We start from the raw sequence: 21,589 nt of genomic DNA on the forward strand, positions 1-21,589 counted from the left end.
CGACCGGAGCCAACAACAAGACCACCAAGAACAAGACTGCACGACCAGGACTACAAAACGACAAACGGCCTGATCAAACGGCCGAGAACAACGGTCAGAATGCCGCCGGCAAGCAGCCAATGCTGTCGGTCTTTGAGGAGGAAATTGATGTCGTCGGTGCAAATTCGCGACGTGCGCAAATCATTCGGCGGATTCGAGGTGCTGCACGGCGTGACGATTCCGATCGAGGATGGCGAGTTCGTCGTGCTGGTCGGGCCGTCCGGCTGCGGCAAGTCGACGCTGCTGCGCATGCTCGCAGGGCTCGAGAACATCACCTCCGGAACCATCTCGATCGGCGAACGCGTCGTCAACAACGTGCAGCCGAAAGAGCGCGACATCGCGATGGTGTTCCAGAACTACGCGCTCTATCCGCACATGACCGTCGCCGACAACATGGGCTTCTCGCTCAAGCTGCGCGGCGCACGGCCCGAGGACATCAAGAAGGGCGTCGCGCGCGCCGCCGAGATCCTGGCGCTGACGCCGCTGCTCGACCGCTATCCGCGCCAGCTCTCCGGTGGCCAGCGCCAGCGCGTCGCGATGGGCCGCGCCATCGTGCGCGATCCGCAGGTGTTCCTGTTCGACGAGCCGTTGTCGAATCTCGACGCCAAGCTGCGCGTCGCGATGCGCACCGAGATCAAGGAGCTGCATCAGCGGCTCAAGACCACCACCGTTTACGTCACTCACGACCAGATCGAGGCCATGACGATGGCCGACAAGATCGTCGTCATGCATGACGGCATCGTCGAGCAGATGGGCTCGCCGCTCGATCTCTACGACAAGCCGGACAACCAGTTCGTCGCCGGCTTCATCGGCTCGCCGGCGATGAACTTCCTCAACGGCCACCTCAAGTCGAACGGCTCGGTCTATGTCGAGACCGACAACGGCGCCAAGCTGCCGCTGCTGACCGCGCCGGCCGCCTCCGACGGTCGCCCCGTGGTCTACGGCGTGCGGCCCGAGCATCTGGAGCTTGCCGATGACGGCATCGAGGCCGAGGTCGTCGTCGTCGAGCCGACCGGCTCGGAGACGCAGATCGTCGCCCGCATCGGCACCCAGGACATCATCGCGGTCTTCCGCGACCGCCACGAGGTCAATCCCGGGGAGAAGATCCATTTGCGCCCGCGCGCGTCGGCGGCGCATCTGTTCGACAAGGACAGCGGCCGGAGACTCTGATCCGGGCGCTCGAGGCGCAGAACTGACAACAAACAAAACAAGCAAATACTCAACGGGAGAAAACTTCAGATGACTCATTTCCCCACCGATCGCCGGTCCCTGCTCAAGGGTGGCGCGACCTTGCTGGCGGCCGCGGCGACGATGTCGGCCGACGAACTGCTCGGCTATGCCAAGGCCTGGGCGCAGACCTCGCCGTGGAAGCCGGAAGCCGGTGCCAAGATCAATCTTCTGCGCTGGAAGCGCTTCGTCGAGGCCGAGGACGTGGCCTTCATGAAGATCGTCGATGCGTTCCAGAAGGCCAACAACGTCACCATCAACGTCTCCAACGAATCCTACGACGACATCCAGCCGAAGGCCTCGGTCGCCGCCAACACCGGTCAGGGCCTCGACATGGTGTGGGGCCTCTACACCTTGCCGTTCCTGTTCTCCAACAAGGTCACCGATGTCAGCGACGTGGCCGACTATCTCGGCAAGAAGTGCGGCGGCTGGACCGACTCGGGCAAGGCCTACGGCATGCTCGACGGCAAGTGGATCGGCATCCCGGTGGCGGCCACCGGCGGCCTCGTCAACTACCGCATCTCGGCGATGGAGAAGGCCGGCCACAAGGAGTTTCCGAAGGATCTCGCGGGCTTCGCCGACCTTGTGAAGGGCATGAACAAGAACGGCACGCCGGGCGGCATGGCGCTCGGCCACGCCTCGGGCGACGCCAACGGCTGGCTGCACTGGGCGCTGTGGGCGCATGGCGGCAACCTGATCGACAAGGACAACAAGGTCGTCATCAACTCGCCGGAGACCGCCAAGGCGCTCGAATACGTCAAGGGCCTGTACGACAATTTCGTGCCGGGCACCGCGTCGTGGAACGACTCGTCCAACAACAAGGCGTTCGTGGCCGGACAGCTCTATCTGACGGTGAACGGCATCTCGATCTACGTCGCGGCGAAGAAGGACAATCCGGAAGTCGCGAAGGACATGAACCACGCGCATCTGCCGGCGGGCCTCGACGGCAAGACCCGCGAGCTGCATCTCGGCTTCCCGATCCTGATCTACAACTTCACCAAGTTCCCGCAGACCTGCAAGGCGTTCACGGCCTTCCTGCTGGAGCCGGAGCAGTTCAACCCGTGGATCGAGGCGGCGCAGGGCTACCTGTCGCATTTCCTCAAGGCCTATGACGCCAACCCGATCTGGACCGCCGATCCGAAGAACACGCCGTATCGCGACGTCGCGGCGACGGCTGTCACGCCGGCCGGCGTCGGCAAGCTCGGCGAGGCGGCAGCCGCCGCGATCGCCGACTTCGTCGTGGTCGACATGTTCGCGAACTACTGCACGGGCCGCGAGGACGTGAAGACGGCGATGGCGAGCGCCGAGCGCTCCGCCAAGCGCATCTTCCGCTGAGGTGATGACTGCGTAGGGTGGGCAAGGGCGCAACCCGCCGTGCTCGCCGTCATTGCGAGCGAAGCGAAGCAATCCAGGGCAGTGCGCTCGACTCTGGATTGCTTCGTCACGGAGCCTGCCCACGGGCTCGCCGACGGCGAGACCCGGGGGGTGTCTCGCAATGGCGGACCAGAACCATCCGTCCCGAACGCCGGTGGGCATGCTGCGGTTTGCCCATCCCAAGGTTCGAAGGGAGCTGCTCGATACGATGAGTACCATTCAGACTTCGCTGCCACGTGGCGCGGCCGTGACCGGCGAGCCCTCCGCGTGGGAACGCATCAAGACCAACCGCAACTTCGTCGCGCTCTGGTTCATGCTGCCGGCGGCAGCATTCCTGATCCTGTTCCTGGCCTATCCGCTGGGCCTCGGCGTCTGGATGAGCTTCACCGACGAGAAGATCGGCCGCGCCGGCGTCTTCGTCGGGCTGGAGAACTACGAGTGGCTGTGGGATGACGCGATCTTCTGGCTCGCGGTTTTCAACACGCTGCTCTACACGATCGTCGCAAGCGCCATCAAATTCGCGATCGGCCTCTATCTGGCGCTGCTGTTGAACCGGCGGATGCCGTTCAAGGCCATGGTCCGTGCGATCGTGCTGGTGCCTTTCATCGTTCCGACGGTGCTGTCGGCGATCGCGTTCTGGTGGATCTACGATTCCCAGTTCTCCATCATCTCCTGGTCGCTGATCAAGCTCGGCCTCATCAGCCAGAACATCAACTTCCTCGGCGACACCAACTGGGCACGCGCCTCCGTGATCATCGCCAACATCTGGCGCGGCGTACCGTTCGTCGCGATCACGCTGCTGGCCGGCCTGCAGACCGTCTCGCCCTCCCTGTATGAGGCCGCCACGCTCGACGGTGCCACCAGCTGGCAGCGCTTCCGCTTCATCACCTATCCGTTGCTGACCCCGATCATCGCGGTGGTGATGACGTTCTCGGTACTGTTCACCTTCACCGATTTCCAGCTGATCTGGGCGCTGACCCGCGGCGGTCCCGTCAATGCCACCCACCTGATGGCGACCTTGAGCTATCAGCGCGGCATCATCTCCGGCCGCCTCGGCGAGGGTGCAGCGATCGCCACCGCCATGATCCCGTTCCTGCTCGCGGCGATCGCGATCTCCTGGTTCGGCATGCAACGGCGCAAATGGCAGCAAGGATCCGACCAATGACCGAGACTGCTGCGCTGCAATCCAAGACGCAATCCAACGCCACGACGACGGCGGCCGCGCTCGCGGCCGACGACGACAGCGAGGGCATGAGCTATCTCGAGTCGCTGCCGCGACGGCTGATCACGCTGTATCTGCCGCTCGGCATCATTCTCCTGGTGCTGCTGTTCCCGTTCTACTGGATGGGGCTGACGTCGATCAAACCGGACGAGCAGCTGATCGACATGGAGAAGTACAACCCGTTCTGGGTGGTGCATCCGACCTTCAAGCACATCTCGAAGCTGCTGTTCGAGACGCAGTATCCGCGCTGGCTGTGGAACACGATGTATGTCGCGGTCGGCGCCACCACGCTGTCGATCTTCGCATCCGTGCTCGCGGCCTATGCGATCGTGCGGCTGCGCTTCAAGGGCGCCGACACGGTGGGCGTGCTGATCTTCTTCGCCTATCTGGTGCCGCCGTCGATCCTGTTCATCCCGCTGGCCTCGGTGATCCAGGCCTACGGGCTGTTCGACTCGCCGCTGTCGCTGATCCTGGTCTATCCGACCTTGCTCATCCCGTTCTCGACCTGGCTGCTGATGGGCTACTTCAAGACGATCCCCTTCGAGCTCGAGGAATGCGCCCTGATCGACGGCGCCAGCCGCTGGCAGATCCTGGTCAAGATCGTAGTGCCGCTCGCCGTGCCCGGCCTGATCTCGGCCTTCATCTTCTCGTTCACCTTGTGCTGGAACGAGTTCATCTACGCGCTGACCTTCCTGCAGTCGACGCCGAACAAGACCGTGCCGGTCGCCATCGTCAACGAGTTCGTCGACGGTGACATCTACAAATGGGGATCGCTGATGGCCGGCGCCCTGGTCGGCTCGCTGCCGCTGGTCATCCTTTACGCCTTCTTCGTCGAGCATTATGTGTCGGCCATGACCGGCGCGGTGAAGGAGTAGGGCGCTCGCACAGCACTTCAATCTCACCGCACGGGCGGTGCACCCTCTCCCCTTGTGGGAGAGGGTGGTGACGCGCGAAGCGCGCCGCCGGGTGAGGGGTCTCTCTCCGCGATGGCGGAGTTTGTGGGACCAAACCCCTCACCCAAGCGAGCGTGCGGCACCGGCAGTGTAGCCCTCTCCCACAAGGGGAGAGGGCGCAGTCATGAGCACCGCTTTGCGTCGATGATCGTCGTCGCGCATGGTGAAACAACAAGAAACAAGGAGCATCCCCTTGCATATTCTCGTTCTCGGCGCCGCCGGCATGGTCGGACGCAAGCTGGTCGAGCGTCTGGTCCGCGACGGCCGCCTCGGCCAGGCAGCCATCACCCGCATGACCTTGCAGGACATCGTGGCGCCGGCGAAGCCCGACACGCCCATCGCGGTCGAGACCATCGCCGGCGACTTTGCCGTGCCGGGCTTCGCCGAGAAGCTGGTCGCCGCGCGTCCCGACGTGATCTTCCATCTCGCCGCGATCGTTTCCGGCGAGGCCGAGCTCGATTTCGACAAGGGCTACCGCATCAATCTCGACGGCACGCGGATGCTGTTCGACGCGGTCAGGCTGATCGGCGACGGTTACAAGCCGCGCCTGGTCTTCACCTCGTCGATCGCGGTGTTCGGCGCGCCGTTCCCCGACGCCATCGGCGACGAGTTCGTCAATGCGCCGCTGCTCAGCTACGGCACCCAGAAGGCGATCGGCGAATTGCTGCTGGCCGACTACAGCCGCCGCGGCTTCTTCGACGGCGTCGGCATCCGCCTGCCGACCATCTGCATCCGTCCCGGCGCGCCGAACAAGGCGGCGTCCGGCTTCTTCTCCAATATCCTGCGCGAGCCGCTCGCCGGCAAGGAGGCCGTGCTGCCGGTGTCCGAGGACGTCCAGCATTGGCACGCCACGCCACGCTCGGCGGTCGGCTTCCTCCTGCATGCCGCGACCATGGATACGGCCAAGATCGGGCCGCGCCGGAACCTCACCATGCCCGGCCTGACGGCCACCGTCGGCGAGCAGATTGCCGCGCTCCGGCGCGTCGCCGGCGACAACGTCGCGGCCCGCATCAGGCGGGAGCCGGATCCGTTCATCATCGGCATCGTCGCCGGCTGGCCGCGGACTTTCGAGGCCAAGCGGGCCCGCGAGCTCGGTTTCACCACCGAGGAAAAGACCTTCGACGACATCATCCGGATCCACATCGAGGACGAGCTCGGCGGCAAGTTCGTCGCCTGAGACCGCCACCAGCCTCTGGACTCGCATGGCGCAAAGCGCCATGTGAGAGGCAGGGAGACATTCGGGAGAGACAGCATGACCGCCAGCATCGTCGGATGGGCGCATACGCCGTTCGGGAAGTTCGACGCCGAGACCGTCGAGAGCCTCGTCGTCAAGGTCGCCAATGAGGCGCTCGCCGACGCCGGCATTTCGGCGGGCGACGTCGACGAGATCGTGCTCGGCCATTTCAACGCCGGCTTCTCAGCCCAGGACTTCACGGCCTCGCTGGTGCTGCAGGCCGATCCGGCACTGCGCTTCAAGCCGGCGACGCGGGTGGAGAACGCCTGCGCGACGGGTTCCGCCGCCGTCCACCAGGGCATCCGCGCCATCGCGGCCGGCGCCGCGAAGATCGTGCTCGTCGTCGGCGTCGAGCAGATGACGCGCACGCCCGGGCCGGAGATCGGCAAGAACCTGCTCAAGGCGTCCTACCTGCCGGAGGACGGCGACACCGTCGGCGGCTTCGCTGGCGTGTTCGGCAAGATCGCGCAGGGCTATTTCCAGAAGTACGGCGACCAGTCCGACGCACTGGCGCTGATCGCGGCCAAGAACCACAAGAACGGCGTCGCCAATCCCTATGCGCAGATGCGCAAGGATTTCGGCTTCGAGTTCTGCCGCTCGGAGAGCGAGAAGAACCCGTACGTGGCAGGTCCCCTGAAGCGCACCGACTGCTCGCTGGTCTCCGACGGCGCCGCCGCTTTGGTGCTCACCGACAGCGAGACCGCGAAGTCCTTCGCGAAAGCGGTCAACGTGCGCGCGACGGCGCACGCGCAGGATTTCCTGCCGATGTCCAAGCGCGACATCCTCGCCTTCGAGGGCTGCACCGTGGCCTGGCAGCGCGCGCTGGAGAAAGCCGGCGTCACGCTGTCCGATCTCTCCTTCGTCGAGACCCATGACTGCTTCACGGTCGCCGAGTTGATCGAGTACGAGGCGATGGGCCTGACGCCGCGCGGGCAGGGCGCCCGCGCCATCAAGGAGGGCTGGACGCTCAAGGACGGCAAGCTGCCGGTCAATCCGTCCGGCGGCCTCAAGGCCAAGGGTCACCCGATCGGCGCCACCGGCGTCTCCATGCACGTCATGACGGCGATGCAGCTCACCGGCACCGCGCCCGAGGGCATGCAGCTCCCCAACGCCAAGCTCGGCGGCATCTTCAACATGGGCGGCGCCGCGGTGGCCAACTATGTGTCGATTCTGGAGCCGACGAAGTAGGCTACGTTTCAAGAGGGGCCATCCACCGTCATTGCGAGCGCAGCGACGCAATCCAGGGCCGCGCGCGGGATTCTGGATTGCTTCGTCGCTTCGCTCCTCACAATGACGGTGACCCAGGGGGGCTTCAAGGCAGGGTAATCTGGTCGTCAGCCTCCTCAGTGATCTGTCATGATCATCCAAACCGACCGCCTTATCTTGCGCAAATGGTGCGACGATGATCGCGCGCCGTTTGCGGCGATGTCGGCGGATACCGCGGTGATGCGATACTTGCGCGCGCTGCCGACGCGGCAGGCCTGCGATCAGTGGATCGACTTTCAGATCAAGCATTGGGCCGAGCACGGCTTCGGTTTCTGGGTGGTCGAAGACCGCGCCACCGGCAGCTTCCTCGGAGCAACCGGCTTATTCCGCGTGTTCTTCGATGCGCCGTTCACGCCGGCGGTCGAGATCGGTTGGCGGCTCGCGCGCGCGGCCTGGGGGCGGGGGATAACGACGGAAGCCGCGCGCGCATCGCTCGCCTTCGGCTTCGATCGGCTCGGTCTCGATGAGATCATCGCCTACGCCGCGCCGGCCAACGAAGCCTCGCAGAACGTCATGCGCAAGCTCGGCATGATCAGGGACGAGGCCTCCGATTTCGATCATCCGCGCGTCGAGGCGGACAGCCCGTTGTGCCGGCAAGTGATGTACCGGCTCCCACGCGCCCTGTGGGAAGGCGCCTCGCGCTGATCTCTCCTCCTCGTCGTTCCGGGGCTCGCGCAGCGCGCGCTCCGGAATGACGGAGAGAGTGTGCGTCGTGGGCAGTCATCTGGGCTACGGCTTCCAGATCTTCTCCTCGCTGAACCCCAACTCGGCGAAATCCTTCGCGCGCAGGCCGGCGTCATCGGCCGGAAAGAACTCATCCAGCTGCGGCGGCTTGACGGACGTCGCCGACAGCATCGCATGCGCCTGGCCGCGGTGATGGATGTCGTGCTGGAACAGATGCAGCAGCAGCCGGTCGCAGCGCTCGTTCTGCACCCGGCTCTCGCGGTTGATGCGAACGGTGTCGTCGAGGCGCGCGGGCGTCAGCGCCTCGCAGAACGCGATCAGCCGGCGGTCCATCGCGCCCTGCGCCTTCGCAAGATCTGCGAGGCGCGGGAACGGCACCTCGTTCTGCCACGCCATCGGGCCGAGCCAGCCGCCTTCCAGCGCGTCGACGTAGAACAGGTCGATGATGTAGATGTGGTTCAGCGTCTTCTGCAGGCTCGGGAAGAAGCCGGTGCGCTCGGCGGCGAAGTCCTCGGCGCTGAGCTGGCCGCAGGAGGTCAGCAGCCGGTGATTGGCCCAGGCGTTGTTATAGGCGAAGGCGCGAAACGTCTGAACGAGATCGGCGGGCATTGGGACAGGGCACCCCGTGATGGCTCGCTTCACATCATACGGAACTGATGACGCCATTCACCACCGATTTCCGCAGCCGTCCGTGCACCATCCCCATGCGCATTTGCGGAACTCTGCCACAATTGGTCGCGGTGCATCGCTGCGCCTCCTGTGCAACAAGTTGAGATGCCGCACGACACACCCCTCATCGCGACCATCGTCGCCGGCCTTGGACTGGCCTTCGTCTTCGGAGCGCTCGCGCAACGGTTCCGGTTCCCGCCGCTGGTCGGCTACCTCCTCGCCGGCGTCGCCGTCGGTCCGTTCACACCCGGCTTCGTCGCCGACCAGGCGCTGGCGACCGAGCTCGCCGAGCTCGGCATCATTCTCCTGATGTTCGGCGTCGGCCTGCACTTCTCGCTCAAGGACCTGATGTCGGTGCGCGCGATCGCCGTGCCCGGCGCGATCGTGCAGATCACGGTGGCGACCCTGATGGGCATGGCCTTGAGCTGGGCGATGGGCTGGTCGATCGGCGGGGGCCTCGTGTTCGGTCTCGCGCTCTCGGTCGCCAGCACTGTGGTGCTGCTGCGCGCGATGCAGGAGCGGCGGCTGATGGACACCGAGCGCGGCCGCATCGCGGTGGGCTGGCTGATCGTCGAAGACCTCGCGATGGTGCTGGCGCTGGTGCTGATCCCAGCCTTTGCCAGCCTGCAGAACGGCAATGGCGACGTCGCCGCCGCCGATCCGCTCGCCGCCCGCTTCGGGCTCGGGCTGACCGGCGTGCTGCTGCTGACCTTCGTCAAGATCGGCGTGTTCATGGCGGTGATGCTGCTGGTCGGCCGCCGCCTGATCCCGTGGATCCTGCACTACATCGCCCACACCGGCTCGCGCGAGCTGTTTCGCCTGGCGGTGCTCGCAATCGCGCTCGGCGTCGCCTTCGGCTCGACAAAGCTGTTCGGCGTGTCGCTCGCGCTCGGCGCCTTCTTCGCCGGCATGATGCTCGGCGAGTCCCCGCTGAGCCAGCGCGCCGCGCAGGAATCGCTGCCGCTGCGCGATGCCTTCGCGGTGCTGTTCTTCGTCTCCGCCGGCATGCTGTTCGATCCGGGAAGCGTGATCCGCGAGCCCTGGCCGCTGCTCGCGACCTTGTTCATCATCCTGTTCGGCAAGTCGGTTGCCGCGTTCCTGATCGTGATCGCTTTCCGCCGTCCGGCTTCGACCGCGCTGACGATCTCCGCGAGCCTTGCGCAGATCGGCGAATTCTCCTTCATCCTCGCCGAGATCGGCGGCGCCTCGAATCTCTTGCCGAAAGCCGGGCGCGACCTGATCCTGGCCGGCGCCATCATCTCGATCATGCTCAATCCGCTGATGTTCGCCGCGCTCGATTGGCTGATGCCGCGGCTGGAGCGCCGCCGGGCCGATGCCTCGACGCCTTCAGCAACACCGCCGGCCGAGATCCCGGTGACGCAACTGACCGAGCACACGATCATCGTCGGCTATGGCCGCGTCGGACGCCTCGTCGGCGAGGCGCTGCAGCAGCGCGGGCATCCGTTCCTTGCGGTGGAAACGTCGGAGGACATCCTGAAGCAGCTGAAGAGCGCGGGTGTCGAGACCATCACCGGCAACGCCGCGCGCAGCAACGTGCTGCGGGCGACGAATCTGGCCGGCGCGCATGCGCTCGTCATTGCCATTCCCGAGGCGTTCGAGGCCGGACAGATCGTCGAGCAGGCCCGCGCCGCCAATCCGGCGCTGCACATCGTGGCGCGCGCCCATTCCGATGCCGAAGTCGAGCACTTGAAGTCGCTCGGCGCCGACAGGGTCATCATGGGCGAGCGCGAGATCGCGCGCGGCATGATCGAGGAGCTGGACACGCGGCCGCCTGATGCCGCGCCCGAGCTGGTGCCGGAACGCGCGGCGGAGAGCGTGCAGGTCCAGGCGTAGCCCGGGCGCAGGCTTGTCACTACGGATTCAAGGGCTGCAGCTTTGTTTTGTGCCCATCTCCCTCAGCGTCGTCATGGCCGGGCTTGTCCCGGCCATCCACGTCGCTCGGCGTGCCGAGAACGACGTGGATGCCCGGGACGGAGCCCGGGCATGACGACGTGGAACCGTTTCGCAACAAACTCAGATTGGTGGAATGACGGTGACCGTGGCTGCGCCGAGCGGCGAATTTCTCGTGCGCGTTCAAGCTGATTTGGGCTGTCCAGTCCCTGCGCGGAAAATATTCATGTTTCGCTTTTCCAGAAAATATGTTTCACTCTCCCCATCCTGCTTCGCCACGAGGGGCGCTTCGCGATCGTCACGAACGTTGAGGCAGGGATGCGGTGGCCGCGACGTGTCGCAGCGCAGCTTGGCTCGCGTGGACGAACGGCAGGTTGCGGACGTGAAGTCGCGTGGTCCCGGCATCCCGACGCTGATGCCAAGCCTGCGGGTGATGATGAGCCCAAGGGCGACGGTGGCCAAAAGCCGGTGCACCGAGGAGAGCGCGAAATAAGCGTGAAGACCATCGCGCAGGGAGGGCCGGGTTGATCCGGCTGAACCTGTGGTTCTCTCCCCGTGCTTTCTTTCGCACGGGGGCCACGGGTGCCAGTCGGCACCCGGCCTTCCCTGCGCCCTCTTTTTCAAGAGAGGGCCACATCGATCAGCAGAGCTCGGACAAATCCTGTCGCGAGGCCGGTGATGCTTGCCCGCCTGTTGAAAGCGAACCTTGGCTCACTCCGGCATCATCTCGCCGGAGCCGCCGAACTCGGCCGGAAAATCCTTCAGCTTCGGCAGGCCGTCCTTGATGGGCAGCACGCTCTCCGCGTAGTTCACGTGGACGCCGGGCGTGAACTTCAAGGTCGGAATGGTCGCGGCATAGACGTCGATCATGCCGAGCGGCGGATGGTCGGTCATCAGATGACCGCCGCACTTGGTGCAGTACTTGCGGTGGCTCATGTCGGTCTTGTGATAGGTGCCGATCGCCTCCGCGCCCTTGGTGACGCGCACGTTCGAAGGCTTCCACAAGGTGAAGGCGTTGACGGGGCCGGCCGACCAGGAGCGGCAGGACGAGCAGTGGCAATAACCCATCGCCTCCGGCTCGCCATCGGCCTCGAGCTCGACCGTGCCGCAGAAGCATTTGCCCTGATACAGCGTCATGACAGCGTTCTCCCTCAATCGTCTTTTTGGATGTTGGACTGCCATGCTGACACAGCTGCCCGGCGAAAGGGAATCGCAGAATGCAGGTGTTGGCACGGAACATCTGGTGCGATGCAACGGCGGGCGTCCGGCAGTGATCCGCGCGGCGGAATGTTGCGACGGCGCAATCCCACGCATGGCCCCATACGCGCGCGCCCGCTTGCCCCGGAACCGGGTGTGCCGTTAGCTCTGTCCATAACGACGAACGAGGGAGCTGACGCCGCGATGGGACCGCTTGCCGGCATCAAGGTCATCGACATGACCACCGTGCTGATGGGGCCGTATGCCGCCCAGACGCTCGGCGACTACGGCGCCGACGTGATCAAGGTGGAATCACCCGACGGCGACGTCACCCGCAAGATCGGCCCCTGGCGTCATCCCGGCATGGGGCCGGTGACCCTCAACACCAACCGCGGCAAGCGCGTGATCTGCCTCGACCTGAAGAAGCCGGCGGGACGGGAAGCCGTGCTGCGCATGGTCAAGGATGCCGACGTCCTGCTCTACAACATCCGTCCGCAGGCGATGGCACGGCTGAACCTCGGCTACGAGGTGGTCGCCGCGCTGAATCCACGGCTGGTCTATGCCGGCGTGTTCGGCTTCGGCCAGAACGGACCTTATGCGGCCAAGCCGGCCTATGACGACCTGATCCAGGGCGGGGCGGCGCTGTCTCACCTGATGGCCGTCGCCGGCGACGGCACGCCGCGCTATGTGCCGAATGCCCTGGTCGACCGCATCGTCGGCCTGACGGCGGTCGGCGCAATCTGCGCCAGCCTTGTGCATCGCGACCGCACCGGCCGCGGCCAGCGCCTGGACGTGCCGATGTTCGAGACCATGTCGGCCTTCATCATGGGCGATCACATGGGCGGTCTCACCTATGAGCCGCCGCTGGACCGCGGCGGCTACGCCCGGCATCTGTCGCAGGACCGCCGGCCCTACAAGACCGCCGACGGCCACATCTGCGTGATCGTCTACAACGACAAGCAATGGGACGCGTTCTTCGAAGCATCCGGCCGCACCGACCTCCGCGCCGATGACCGCTTCAACAGCTTTGCCCGTCGCGCCGCCAACATCGACATCGTCTATGCCGAGCTCGCGCGCATCTTCCAGACCCGCACCACGGCGGAGTGGACCGCACTGCTGGACAAGGCGGACATTCCGGTGATGCCGATGCACGATCTCCAAAGCCTGCTGAACGATCCGCACCTCGTGGCGACTGATTTCTTTCCCGTGGTCGAACATCCGACCGAAGGCCCGATCCGCAGCACCCGCGTTTCCGCGACCTGGTCCGAGACCAAGGCCGAGCCGCAGCGTCTGGCGGCGCGGCCGAACGAGCATGGCGCGCAGATCCTGCACGAGCTTGGTTTCTCGGACGAGGAGATCGCCGCGATGATCCGCGACGGCGTGACCACGCCGGCGCCTGCCAGGGAGTGAGACGATGGATTTCGCGCTCTCCGCCAACCAGGAATCGATCCGTGATGCGGTGGCCAAAATCTGCGCGCGCTTTGACGATGCCTACTGGCTGAAGAAGGACAAGGAGGGCGGCTTTCCCGCCGACTTCCACAAGGCGCTGGCCGAGGCCGGCTGGCTCGGCATCTGCATTCCCGAGGAGTATGGCGGCTCCGGTCTCGGCATCCTCGATGCCGCGATCATGATGCGGACCATCGCGGAATCGGGCGCCGGCATGTCCGGTGCCTCGGCGATCCACATGAATGTGTTCGGGCTCAATCCGGTCGTCGTGTTCGGGACCAAAGAGCAGTGCGCGCGGATGCTGCCGCGCATCGTCGATGGCAGCGAGAAGGCGTGCTTCGCCGTGACCGAGCCGAACACCGGCCTCAACACCACACAGCTCAAGACGCGCGCCGTGCGCAAGGGCGACCGCTACATCGTCAACGGCCAGAAGGTGTGGATCTCGACCGCGCAGGTCGCCGAGAAGATCCTGCTGCTGGCACGCACCGCGCCTCTGGAGGAGGTGAAGCGCCCGACCCACGGGCTCAGCCTGTTCTACACCGATTTCGATCGCGGCCGCATCAAGGTGCACGAGATCGAGAAGATGGGCCGCAAGCCGGTCGACTCCAACGAGCTGTTCTTCGAGGATTTTGAAATTCCAGTCGAGGATAGGCTGGGCGAGGAGGGCCGGGGCTTCGACTACATCCTGCACGGCATGAACCCGGAGCGAATCCTGATCGCGGCCGAAGCCGTCGGCCTCGGCCAGCTCGCGCTGTCGCGCGCGTCAGCCTATGCGCGGACGCGCAACGTGTTCAACCGCCCGATCGGCCAGAACCAGGGCATCCAGCATCCCCTGGCCAAGAACTGGATGGAGCTGGAGGCGGCCTGGCTGATGGTGCTGCAGGCCGGCTGGCAATATGACCAGGGCATGGCGTGCGGCCCGGCGGCGAACGCGGCGAAATATCTCGCCGCAGAGGCGGGCTTCCATGCCTGCGAGCAGGCCGTGATGACTCACGGCGGCTTCGGCTACGCGCGCGAGTACCACGTCGAACGTTACCTGCGCGAATCCCTGATCCCCCGCATTGCCCCAATCAGCCCGCAACTGATCCTGAGCTTCATCGCCGAAAAGGTCCTCGGCCTGCCGAAATCGTATTGAGGATGAATTGCACTGAGATGGCGAACGCAGGCGTGATGGACGCACAATGCCAGCATTCCCTCCCCCCTTGTGGGGGAGGGGCAGGGAGGGGGGTACCCCACAAAGACTCGTTGTGTGGCTACCCCCACCCCCAACCCCTCCCCGCAAGGGGGAGGGGAGCGCAGTTGTCCTCGGAGCATCGTCCTCGATCAAAAATAGACTCTGTACGTCAGACCTCGTCATTCCGGGGCGCGACGAAGTCGCGAACCCGGAATCTCGAGCTTGTCGTGCACGATCGTCTCTCATTTCGAGATTCCGGGTTCATCGCTGCGCGATGCCCCGGAATGACGGGGGAGCGAGTGGCACGATGACCTACATCACCGGCACCGGCCTCACCTCGTTCGGCCGTCACGACGGCCGCTCCTCGCTCGACCTGATGAGCCTGGCCGCGCAGCTTGCGCTCGACGATGCCGGGCTGACACGGCGTGACATCGACGGCATCCTGTGCGGCTATTCCACGGTGTCGCCGCACATCATGCTTGCCACCGTGTTCGCCGAGCATTTCGGCATCACGCCCTCCTATGCCCACGCCGTGCAGGTCGGCGGCGCCACCGGCCTCGCGATGGTGATGCTGGCGCATCATCTGGTCGAAGCCGGCGTCGTCAGACACATGCTCGTCGTCGCCGGCGAGAACCGCCTGACCGGGCAGAGCCGCGACGCCTCGATCCAGGCGCTGGCGCAAGTCGGCCATCCCGACTATGAGTTGCCGCTCGGGCCGACGATCCCTGCCTATTACGGCCTCGTCGCCTCGCGCTACATGCACGAATACGGCGTCACCGAACAGGATCTCGCGGAGTTCGCCGTCCTGATGCGGACGCACGCGCTGGATCATCCCGGTGCGCAATTTCACGAGTCCATCACGGTGGCCGACGTCATGGCATCGAAGCCGGTCGCGCGGCCGCTGAAGCTGCTCGACTGTTGTCCGGTCTCCGACGGCGGCGCCGCCATCATCATCAGCCGCGAGCCGACCGGAGCGACGGCGGTGCGCGTGCGCGGCTGCGCCCAGGCGCACACGCATCAGCACGTCACGGCGGCGCCGGCCCTGAGCGCGCTCGGCGCCGAGATTGCGATCGCGAAGGCGAAGGCAGCAGCGGGTGTGGACATCAAGGACGTCGACTACGCCGCCGTCTATGACAGCTTCACCATCACGCTCTGCATGCTGCTCGAGGATCTTGGCCTGGCCGGCCGCGGCGAGGCGGCGGCGCGGGTCAGGGCCGGTCATTTCGGCCGCGACGGCGCCGTGCCGCTCAACACCCATGGCGGCCTCTTGAGCTACGGCCATTGCGGCGTCGGCGGTGCCATGGCGCATCTGAGCGAAGCGCATCTGCAGATGACGAGGCGCGCCGGACCTCGCCAGGTGCGCGAAGCAGAGCTGGCGCTGCTGCACGGCGATGGCGGCGTGCTGTCGTCGCATGTCAGCATGTTCTGGGAGCGTGTGCGATGAGCGAATCGGCGGACTGGACCAGGGGTGTTGCAGCGATTCGCTTTCAGCGCTGTGCGTGCTGCGCCCACCTGCAGTATTTCCGCCGCGACTTCTGCGCGGCCTGCGGCTCGCTTGCGCTCACCGATCACGCGGCGACAGGCGAAGGCACAATCTATGCGGCATCACTCGTCTGCCGCGCGGCGACGCCGGAGACGCGCGCGCACGTGCCCTACAACATCGTGCTGGTGGATATGCGCGAGGGCTTTCGCATCATGGCCCATGGCGACCACGAACTTGCGAACGGCGATCCCGTCACGGCCCGCTTCGTCACCTTCGCGGGCGGCATCGTGCCTTACTTCGGGAAAGCCAAATGATGATGGAAAACAGGGCGACGTCGGGAGAGGTCGACCGCGGGCGGCCGAGGCGGGACGATACGCATCACAAATTCGTCCCGACCCGGATCGCCGCGCGATTGACGCAATACTGTTACGCTACGCTCACTAACTCAAACGCAACTCAACTCGGTCGTTCGCGTGAGCAATCAAGCTCACAACCCTACCTACGGGCGATGAAGAAACTGCGACGCAGAACCTCCAGACAGCCCTTCATCGCCCGTAGAACAGGACGCTGGCGATGACGATCATGGACGTCACCGCCAGCATATGCGCGAGTGCCTCCGACGTTGCCCTCTTAGTGGCTTCCTTCATGCCGTTTCCTCCCTGGACACTGGACACGACTCTCCGTGGCGCAATTACACACGCTACGTCGGCTGGAATTTTACTCGGAACACCCCACTTCGATGTCCGCTTTGCGAGTCCCCACTCGGCGTTCATCGACGGTTCAGAACATCGTCGGGTAATGCGGCGCGAATTGGGCTCGCTTATGGTTGTCCTGCGACCGAGTCCCGGTAACGTTTGGGCGAGCCCGTACAAATACGAGTGATGAAAGATATCGACCGGAACTACTAACTACTGTGAAATGCAACCTTGAGTATTTGTCTGCTTCGGCCGCGTGCGACACGTCGATCACGAAGGCCGATGCAGCGAAATCAGTCTGCCGCGAGCAGGTTGAGCCGCGCATTGGCGATTGTCAGACGCTCGGCCAGCAGTTGCGCGAGATTGCGCATGATGCGCTCGCCGGCTTTCGGATGTCGCACGCGGAAACGTTCGAAATCCACCAGCGAGATCTCGAAGGCGGTGGCGGAGAAATCAGCGACGACGTCGGCGGAGCGCACGGGCTCAAGCAACGCCATCTCGCCGAAGCATTGCCCTGCCGTCAGCGTCGCCAACCGGATGCCGTCGGGCAGGGTGACGTGGACGACGCCGGAGCGCAGGAAGAACAGCGAGGCCGCCGCATCGCCGGCCGCCAGGATGCGTTCGCCCTGCTGATAGTGCCGGATGGTTGCCAGCGCCGCGAGCTCGTGGCGCTCGTCTTCGGTGATCCCCGCAAGCAGCGGCTGCTCGGCGAGCTCGGTGGTTTCGAGGAAGTCGATCGCCCCGCCATAGCGATAGACGATCTGGTCCTCGGCCCATTCGATCGCGGTGTCGAGCAGGTAGAAGTCGCGCACGTTCTTGATGTCGCCGGTGCGGGCCGCGATCTCCTGCCATTCCGGCGAGCTGCGGCGGATGCCCGACAGCACGACGGTGACGTGAAAGTCGGCCAGCTCGTGAAACAGCTCGGAGAGCAGGCGCAGTCCGGCTTGCGTCATCGCGGTGACGCGATGGAGGTCGACAATGACGAATTGCGGCCGTGTGCCCGCCGCAAGCTGGCGCGAGACGTAGTCGACGTTGGAGAGGGACAGCGTGCCGACCAGCTCGAGCACGCGAACCGCGTCGGGATGGGCGGCGAGGATGGTGCGCTCCTGCGCGCGGCGGCTGCGCCGCGACGGGCTGGCGCCGATGTCGTAGTCGGCGATGATCGTGGTGCGCGCATCGTCGGAGCGGTTGAGCATGTGCAGGCCGTAATGGGCCGACAGCGCCTCGCAGACCTTGATGCCGCGCACGCTATTGCCGTGGCCGTCGAGCCGGGGCGAATAGCTGCCGAGCCCGAGCCGCGCCGGCAGGCTCGCCAGGATGCCGCCGCCGACGCCGCTCTTGGCGGGAATGCCGACGCGGTAGATCCACTCGCCGGCGAAGTCATACATGCCCGAGGAGGTCATTACCGACAGCGTGCGCGACACCGCATAGGGCGTCACCACCTGCTCGCCGGTGACCGGATTGACGCCGCGATTGGCGAGCGTCGCCGCCATGATCGCGCAGTCGCGCGCGGTGACGAGCACGGCGCATTGTCGGAAGTAGACCGCGAGCACCTCGTCGACTGGCTCCCTGATGACGTCCGAGGTCCGCAGCAGATAGGCGATCGCGCGGTTGCGATCGCCGGTGGCGGCTTCCGATGCGAACACCGCGTCGTCGACATCGAGCTCGCGGCCTGCGAAGCGGCCGAGCGCGTCGCGGATGGTATCGAAGGCGTCGTCGTGCCGTGCCTTGCGGATCAGGCCGCTGCAGGCGATCGCGCCGGCATTGACCATCGGATTGAACGGATGGTTCTGCGCATTGAGCCGGATCGAATTGAAGGGATCGCCCGACGGCTCGACCCCGATCACGCGCTCGACCTCGTCGGAGCCGAGCGTATCGAGCGCGAGCGCAAACACGAACGGCTTCGACATCGACTGGATCGTGAACGGCACACGGCTGTCGCCGACCTCGTAGATGTGGCCGTCGAGCGTGGCGAGGCTGATGCCGAAATGCGACGGGTCGGCCTTGCCGAGCTCGGGGATGTAGTTCGCGACGGCGCCGTCATGATCGGGCCAGAAGTCGGCATGGCAAGCGGACAGGAAGCGCTGCAGCGGCGGCATGGCGGCCGTCGCCCAATGCTGAGGATTTCTGATCGGCGTCGGGTGGGTGGTCATCGGAAGCTCGGCGGGAACAAGGTTTCGCGCCGGTTATGTCGCAGCCGCGAGGGCGCAGCCAGCCCACACTTGTCGCAGGGCTGGTCAAATGTTGCCGCTGCCCACCGTTTGAGCGGGCTCGCGGGCGTGATGACCGCCCGGTGTTGCCATGCGCAGGAGGGGATGCCGATCGAAAGCCAGCGCTCCGGTACCGCCATTTGGAACCGGCGATGATCGTTACTCCCGCATCCCGCTGCCGATTGTGCGAGGGCGTCGAGTCTTGTGCCAACACGCTGAAGAACGGTGGCTTTTAGAGACGGTCTACTGTTGTGACGGCAAAATGGCTGGGCTAGCTTGTTCGATAAGCGGAATATCATTCCGCATGACGGAATTGGTGGGAAACGGATGGGACGACGGTCTGAGCGATTGAGCAGGGGCAGCATGCTGCCCGGAGATCTCGCCGGCGAGGGCGAGGTCATTCAGGTGGTGTCGCGGGCGTTCGACGTGCTTCGCTGTTTCGAAGGGCACGAGGCGCGGCTCGGCAATCTCGAAATCTCCAACCGCTGCGGCCTGCCGCGGTCGACGGTGTCGCGGCTCACGCACACGCTGACCCGCATGGGCCAGCTGGTTTACCTGCCGCGCGATCAGAAATACCGCATCGGCCCGAGCGCGGTGGCGATGAGCACGTCGATGACCCGCGGCTTGCAGTTGCGCAATCTGATCCGGCAGCGGCTGCAGGACGTCGCCGAGCAGTTGCCCGGCACGGTCGGCTTCGTGATTCCCGACCGCTTCCACCTCGTCTATCTCGAGTTCGGCCGCGCCGCCAACGCGCTCGGCCTGCATGAGACCACCGGCAGCCGCATCTCGATGGCCTCGACCGCGGCCGGGCATGCCTATGTCGCCGCGCTCGAGCCGGAGGTCGGCGACGCCTTGCTGGCCGAGATGGAGCGGGAGATGCCGGACGCGGCCAAGCTGCTGCGGCCGCGCCTTGAGCACAACAGGCAGTTTCTCAAGGAGCACGGCTACGTCGTGGCCTGCGGCCTGTGGAGTCCGCACATCAATGGCGTCGCGCTGCCGCTGTGGTCGCCGCAATACCAGACCTATGTCGTGCTCACGATCGGGCTGTTGTCGGCGATGTACGACGAGCAGCGGCTGCATGACGAGGTCGCCCAGCCGATGCGCGAGCTCGGCCGCAGCATCGCGGCGCTATTGCAGGGCGCGGAAGCCGACGTCTTCAACAGCCGGATGGAGAGGAAGCCGCTCCAGGTGACCACGAAGACCAATCATAAGAACAAGACCATCACCGGGGCAGGGGGAACGAATGAGTTGGCAGCCGGAGCTCGAGGAACTGGCCCGGCGCGAGGCCTTCGCGCGGGAGATGGGCGGGCCTGACAAGGTCAAGCGTCAGCACGACCAGGGCCGTCTCACCGTTCGCGAGCGCATCGACGGTGTCGTCGATCCCGGCAGCTTTCACGAGATCGGCGCCGTCGCGGGCCTCGGCGAGTATGACGAGCAGGGCGAGCTCAAGCACGTCACGCCTGCGAATTGTGTGTTTGGCCGCGCGCGCGTCGACGGCCGCACCGTCGTCGTGGTCGGCGACGACTTCACCGTGCGCGGCGGCTCGGCCGATGCGTCGATCGCCGCCAAGCCGCTAATGGCGGAGGAGATGGCGCACGACTTCCGCCTGCCTATCATCCGCATCATCGAAGGCTCCGGCGGCGGCGGCTCGGTCAAGACCATCGAGACCAAGGGCGCGGCCAATCTGCCCGGCGGTATCGGCGGCAATCGCTGGTACCGCTACACGACCGAGAACATGTCGCTGGTCCCGGTGGTCGGGCTCGGCCTCGGCTCGGTTGCGGGCCTGGGCGCAGCGCGGCTCGCGGCGAGCCATTACTCGGTCATGACCAGGCAGTCGGCGATGTTCGTCGCCGGACCGCCGGTGGTGAAGCGGCTGGGCCAGGACCTCGGCAAGATGGAGCTCGGCGGCGCCGATATCCAGACCAAGGCCGGCGGCGTCGATCACGCTGTCGATACCGAGGCAGAGGCGTTCGCCTGCGCGCGCCGCTTCCTGTCCTATCTGCCATCCTCCGTCTACGAGCTACCACCGACCATGCCGTGCACCGACGATCCGCAGAGGACCGACGAGCAATTGATCAGCGCGGTGCCGCGGGATCGCCGGCGCGTCTACAAGATGCGGCCGATCATCGAGTCTGTGGTTGATACCGGCTCTTTCTTCGAGGTGGCGCAGAACTACGGCCGTCCGCTCATCGTCGGTCTCGCGCGTCTCGAAGGCCGCGCCGTGATGGTTCTGGCGAGCGATCCCTATCACTTCGGCGGCTCGTGGACCGCGGACGCCTGCCAGAAGGTGATCCGCTGGGTCGACTTCGCCGAGACCTTCCATCTGCCGATCGTCTACCTGATGGACTGCCCGGGCTTCATGGTCGGTTTGGAGGCGGAGAAGGCGGCGACCATTCGCCATGGCGTGCGCGCGATGGCCGCCGTCAACCAGTCGACGGTGCCGTGGTGCACGGTGATCGTGCGCAACAATTTCGGCGTCGCCGGTGTCGTGCATCAGCCGGCCGATCGCTTCTCGATCCGCTATGCATGGCCGTCGGCTCATTGGGGCTCGCTGCCGCTCGAAGGCGGCATCGAGGCGGCCTATCGCGCCGAGATCGACGCCGCACCGGAACCGAAGGCCAAGCTCAAGGAGATCGAGGAGCGGCTGACCAAGCTGCGCTCGCCGTTCCGCTCAGCCGAGAAGTTCTGGGTCGAGGAGATCATCGACCCGCGCAAGACGCGCGCGCTGCTGTGCGAGTTCGCGCGCCTCGCCGAGCCGCTGCGCACGCCGGGGCCGCCCACGGCGATGACGACGCGGCCGTGAGC

At 65.5% G+C, this 21,589-nt stretch carries 17 protein-coding genes; 14 read left to right on the forward strand and 3 right to left on the reverse strand.

Going from position 1 to position 21,589, the window contains the following annotated elements; all coding sequences use genetic code 11:
- Nucleotides 1-147: 147 nt before the first annotated feature.
- The 7 genes from ACQR1D_RS18710 to ACQR1D_RS18740 all read left to right on the forward strand — a co-directional run bounded on the left by ACQR1D_RS18710 (nt 148) and on the right by ACQR1D_RS18740 (nt 7,960).
- Nucleotides 148-1,209 (forward strand): ABC transporter ATP-binding protein, encoded by a 1,062-nt coding sequence (locus ACQR1D_RS18710; protein ID WP_315803134.1) that lies wholly within the window; start codon nt 148-150, stop codon nt 1,207-1,209.
- A gap of 69 nt (nt 1,210-1,278) precedes the next feature.
- Nucleotides 1,279-2,601: an ABC transporter substrate-binding protein gene (locus ACQR1D_RS18715; RefSeq protein WP_315803135.1), complete on the forward strand. Its 1,323-nt coding sequence runs from the start codon at nt 1,279-1,281 to the stop codon at nt 2,599-2,601.
- Nucleotides 2,602-2,848: 247 nt separating this feature from the next.
- Entirely contained in the window at nt 2,849-3,805 is a 957-nt protein-coding gene (locus ACQR1D_RS18720; protein ID WP_315803136.1) for a carbohydrate ABC transporter permease, read from the forward strand.
- Entirely contained in the window at nt 3,802-4,737 is a 936-nt protein-coding gene (locus ACQR1D_RS18725; protein WP_316180726.1) for a carbohydrate ABC transporter permease, read from the forward strand. The genes ACQR1D_RS18720 and ACQR1D_RS18725 overlap by 4 nt, the downstream gene beginning before the upstream one ends.
- A 271-nt stretch (nt 4,738-5,008) precedes the next feature.
- Complete coding sequence (gene denD, locus ACQR1D_RS18730) at nt 5,009-5,992, forward strand: D-erythronate dehydrogenase (RefSeq protein ID WP_434838998.1); 984 nt, start codon at nt 5,009-5,011, stop codon at nt 5,990-5,992.
- A 75-nt stretch (nt 5,993-6,067) separates the two neighbouring features.
- Nucleotides 6,068-7,237, forward strand: a complete 1,170-nt coding sequence (locus tag ACQR1D_RS18735) for an acetyl-CoA acetyltransferase (protein ID WP_434838999.1) — start codon at nt 6,068-6,070, stop codon at nt 7,235-7,237.
- Nucleotides 7,238-7,405: 168 nt separating this feature from the next.
- The gene (locus ACQR1D_RS18740; RefSeq protein ID WP_434839000.1) at nt 7,406-7,960 is read left to right on the forward strand and encodes a GNAT family N-acetyltransferase; all 555 of its coding nucleotides are present in this window, start codon (nt 7,406-7,408) and stop codon (nt 7,958-7,960) included.
- Nucleotides 7,961-8,044: 84 nt separating this feature from the next.
- Here ACQR1D_RS18740 and ACQR1D_RS18745 read toward each other — a convergent pair whose 3' ends face one another.
- A complete protein-coding gene (locus tag ACQR1D_RS18745; RefSeq protein ID WP_434839001.1) occupies nt 8,045-8,608 on the reverse strand; it encodes a DinB family protein in 564 nt (187 codons plus the stop codon).
- Nucleotides 8,609-8,773: 165 nt separating this feature from the next.
- Here ACQR1D_RS18745 and ybaL point away from each other — a divergent pair, with 165 nt between their 5' ends.
- A complete protein-coding gene (gene ybaL, locus ACQR1D_RS18750; RefSeq protein WP_434839002.1) occupies nt 8,774-10,522 on the forward strand; it encodes a YbaL family putative K(+) efflux transporter in 1,749 nt (582 codons plus the stop codon).
- Between the two features lie 768 nt (nt 10,523-11,290).
- On the opposite strand, the gene ACQR1D_RS18755 is transcribed toward ybaL, so the two are convergent.
- Complete coding sequence (locus ACQR1D_RS18755) at nt 11,291-11,716, reverse strand: GFA family protein (RefSeq protein WP_011926088.1); 426 nt, start codon at nt 11,714-11,716, stop codon at nt 11,291-11,293.
- 264 nt (nt 11,717-11,980) lie between these two features.
- Here ACQR1D_RS18755 and ACQR1D_RS18760 point away from each other — a divergent pair, with 264 nt between their 5' ends.
- The 4 genes from ACQR1D_RS18760 (at nt 11,981) to ACQR1D_RS18775 (ending at nt 16,193) form a co-directional block, all read left to right on the forward strand.
- A complete protein-coding gene (locus tag ACQR1D_RS18760; RefSeq protein ID WP_316216305.1) occupies nt 11,981-13,186 on the forward strand; it encodes a CaiB/BaiF CoA transferase family protein in 1,206 nt (401 codons plus the stop codon).
- A 4-nt stretch (nt 13,187-13,190) separates the two neighbouring features.
- A complete protein-coding gene (locus ACQR1D_RS18765; RefSeq protein ID WP_434839003.1) occupies nt 13,191-14,357 on the forward strand; it encodes an acyl-CoA dehydrogenase family protein in 1,167 nt (388 codons plus the stop codon).
- 346 nt (nt 14,358-14,703) lie between these two features.
- Nucleotides 14,704-15,840 carry a thiolase family protein gene (locus tag ACQR1D_RS18770; protein WP_434839004.1) on the forward strand — a complete coding sequence of 379 codons (1,137 nt, stop codon included), beginning with the start codon at nt 14,704-14,706 and terminating at the stop codon, nt 15,838-15,840.
- On the forward strand, nt 15,837-16,193 hold the full coding sequence (locus tag ACQR1D_RS18775) for a Zn-ribbon domain-containing OB-fold protein (protein ID WP_316216307.1): 357 nt from the start codon (nt 15,837-15,839) through the stop codon (nt 16,191-16,193). Before ACQR1D_RS18770 ends, ACQR1D_RS18775 begins: the two co-directional genes overlap by 4 nt.
- Before the next feature lie 674 nt (nt 16,194-16,867).
- Here the strand turns inward: ACQR1D_RS18775 and glsA are convergent.
- Nucleotides 16,868-18,727 (reverse strand): glutaminase A, encoded by a 1,860-nt coding sequence (glsA, locus tag ACQR1D_RS18780; protein ID WP_316237824.1) that lies wholly within the window; start codon nt 18,725-18,727, stop codon nt 16,868-16,870.
- 384 nt (nt 18,728-19,111) lie between these two features.
- Here glsA and ACQR1D_RS18785 point away from each other — a divergent pair, with 384 nt between their 5' ends.
- Together ACQR1D_RS18785 and ACQR1D_RS18790 are read left to right on the forward strand one after the other, a co-directional pair.
- Nucleotides 19,112-20,098, forward strand: a complete 987-nt coding sequence (locus ACQR1D_RS18785; protein ID WP_434839005.1) for an IclR family transcriptional regulator — start codon at nt 19,112-19,114, stop codon at nt 20,096-20,098.
- On the forward strand, nt 20,028-21,587 hold the full coding sequence (locus ACQR1D_RS18790; RefSeq protein WP_434839006.1) for an acyl-CoA carboxylase subunit beta: 1,560 nt from the start codon (nt 20,028-20,030) through the stop codon (nt 21,585-21,587). Before ACQR1D_RS18785 ends, ACQR1D_RS18790 begins: the two co-directional genes overlap by 71 nt.
- Nucleotides 21,588-21,589 lie beyond the last annotated feature (2 nt).

Source organism: Bradyrhizobium sp. HKCCYLRH2047 (assembly GCF_051168175.1).
Taxonomy (GTDB): Bacteria; Pseudomonadota; Alphaproteobacteria; order Rhizobiales; family Xanthobacteraceae; genus Bradyrhizobium.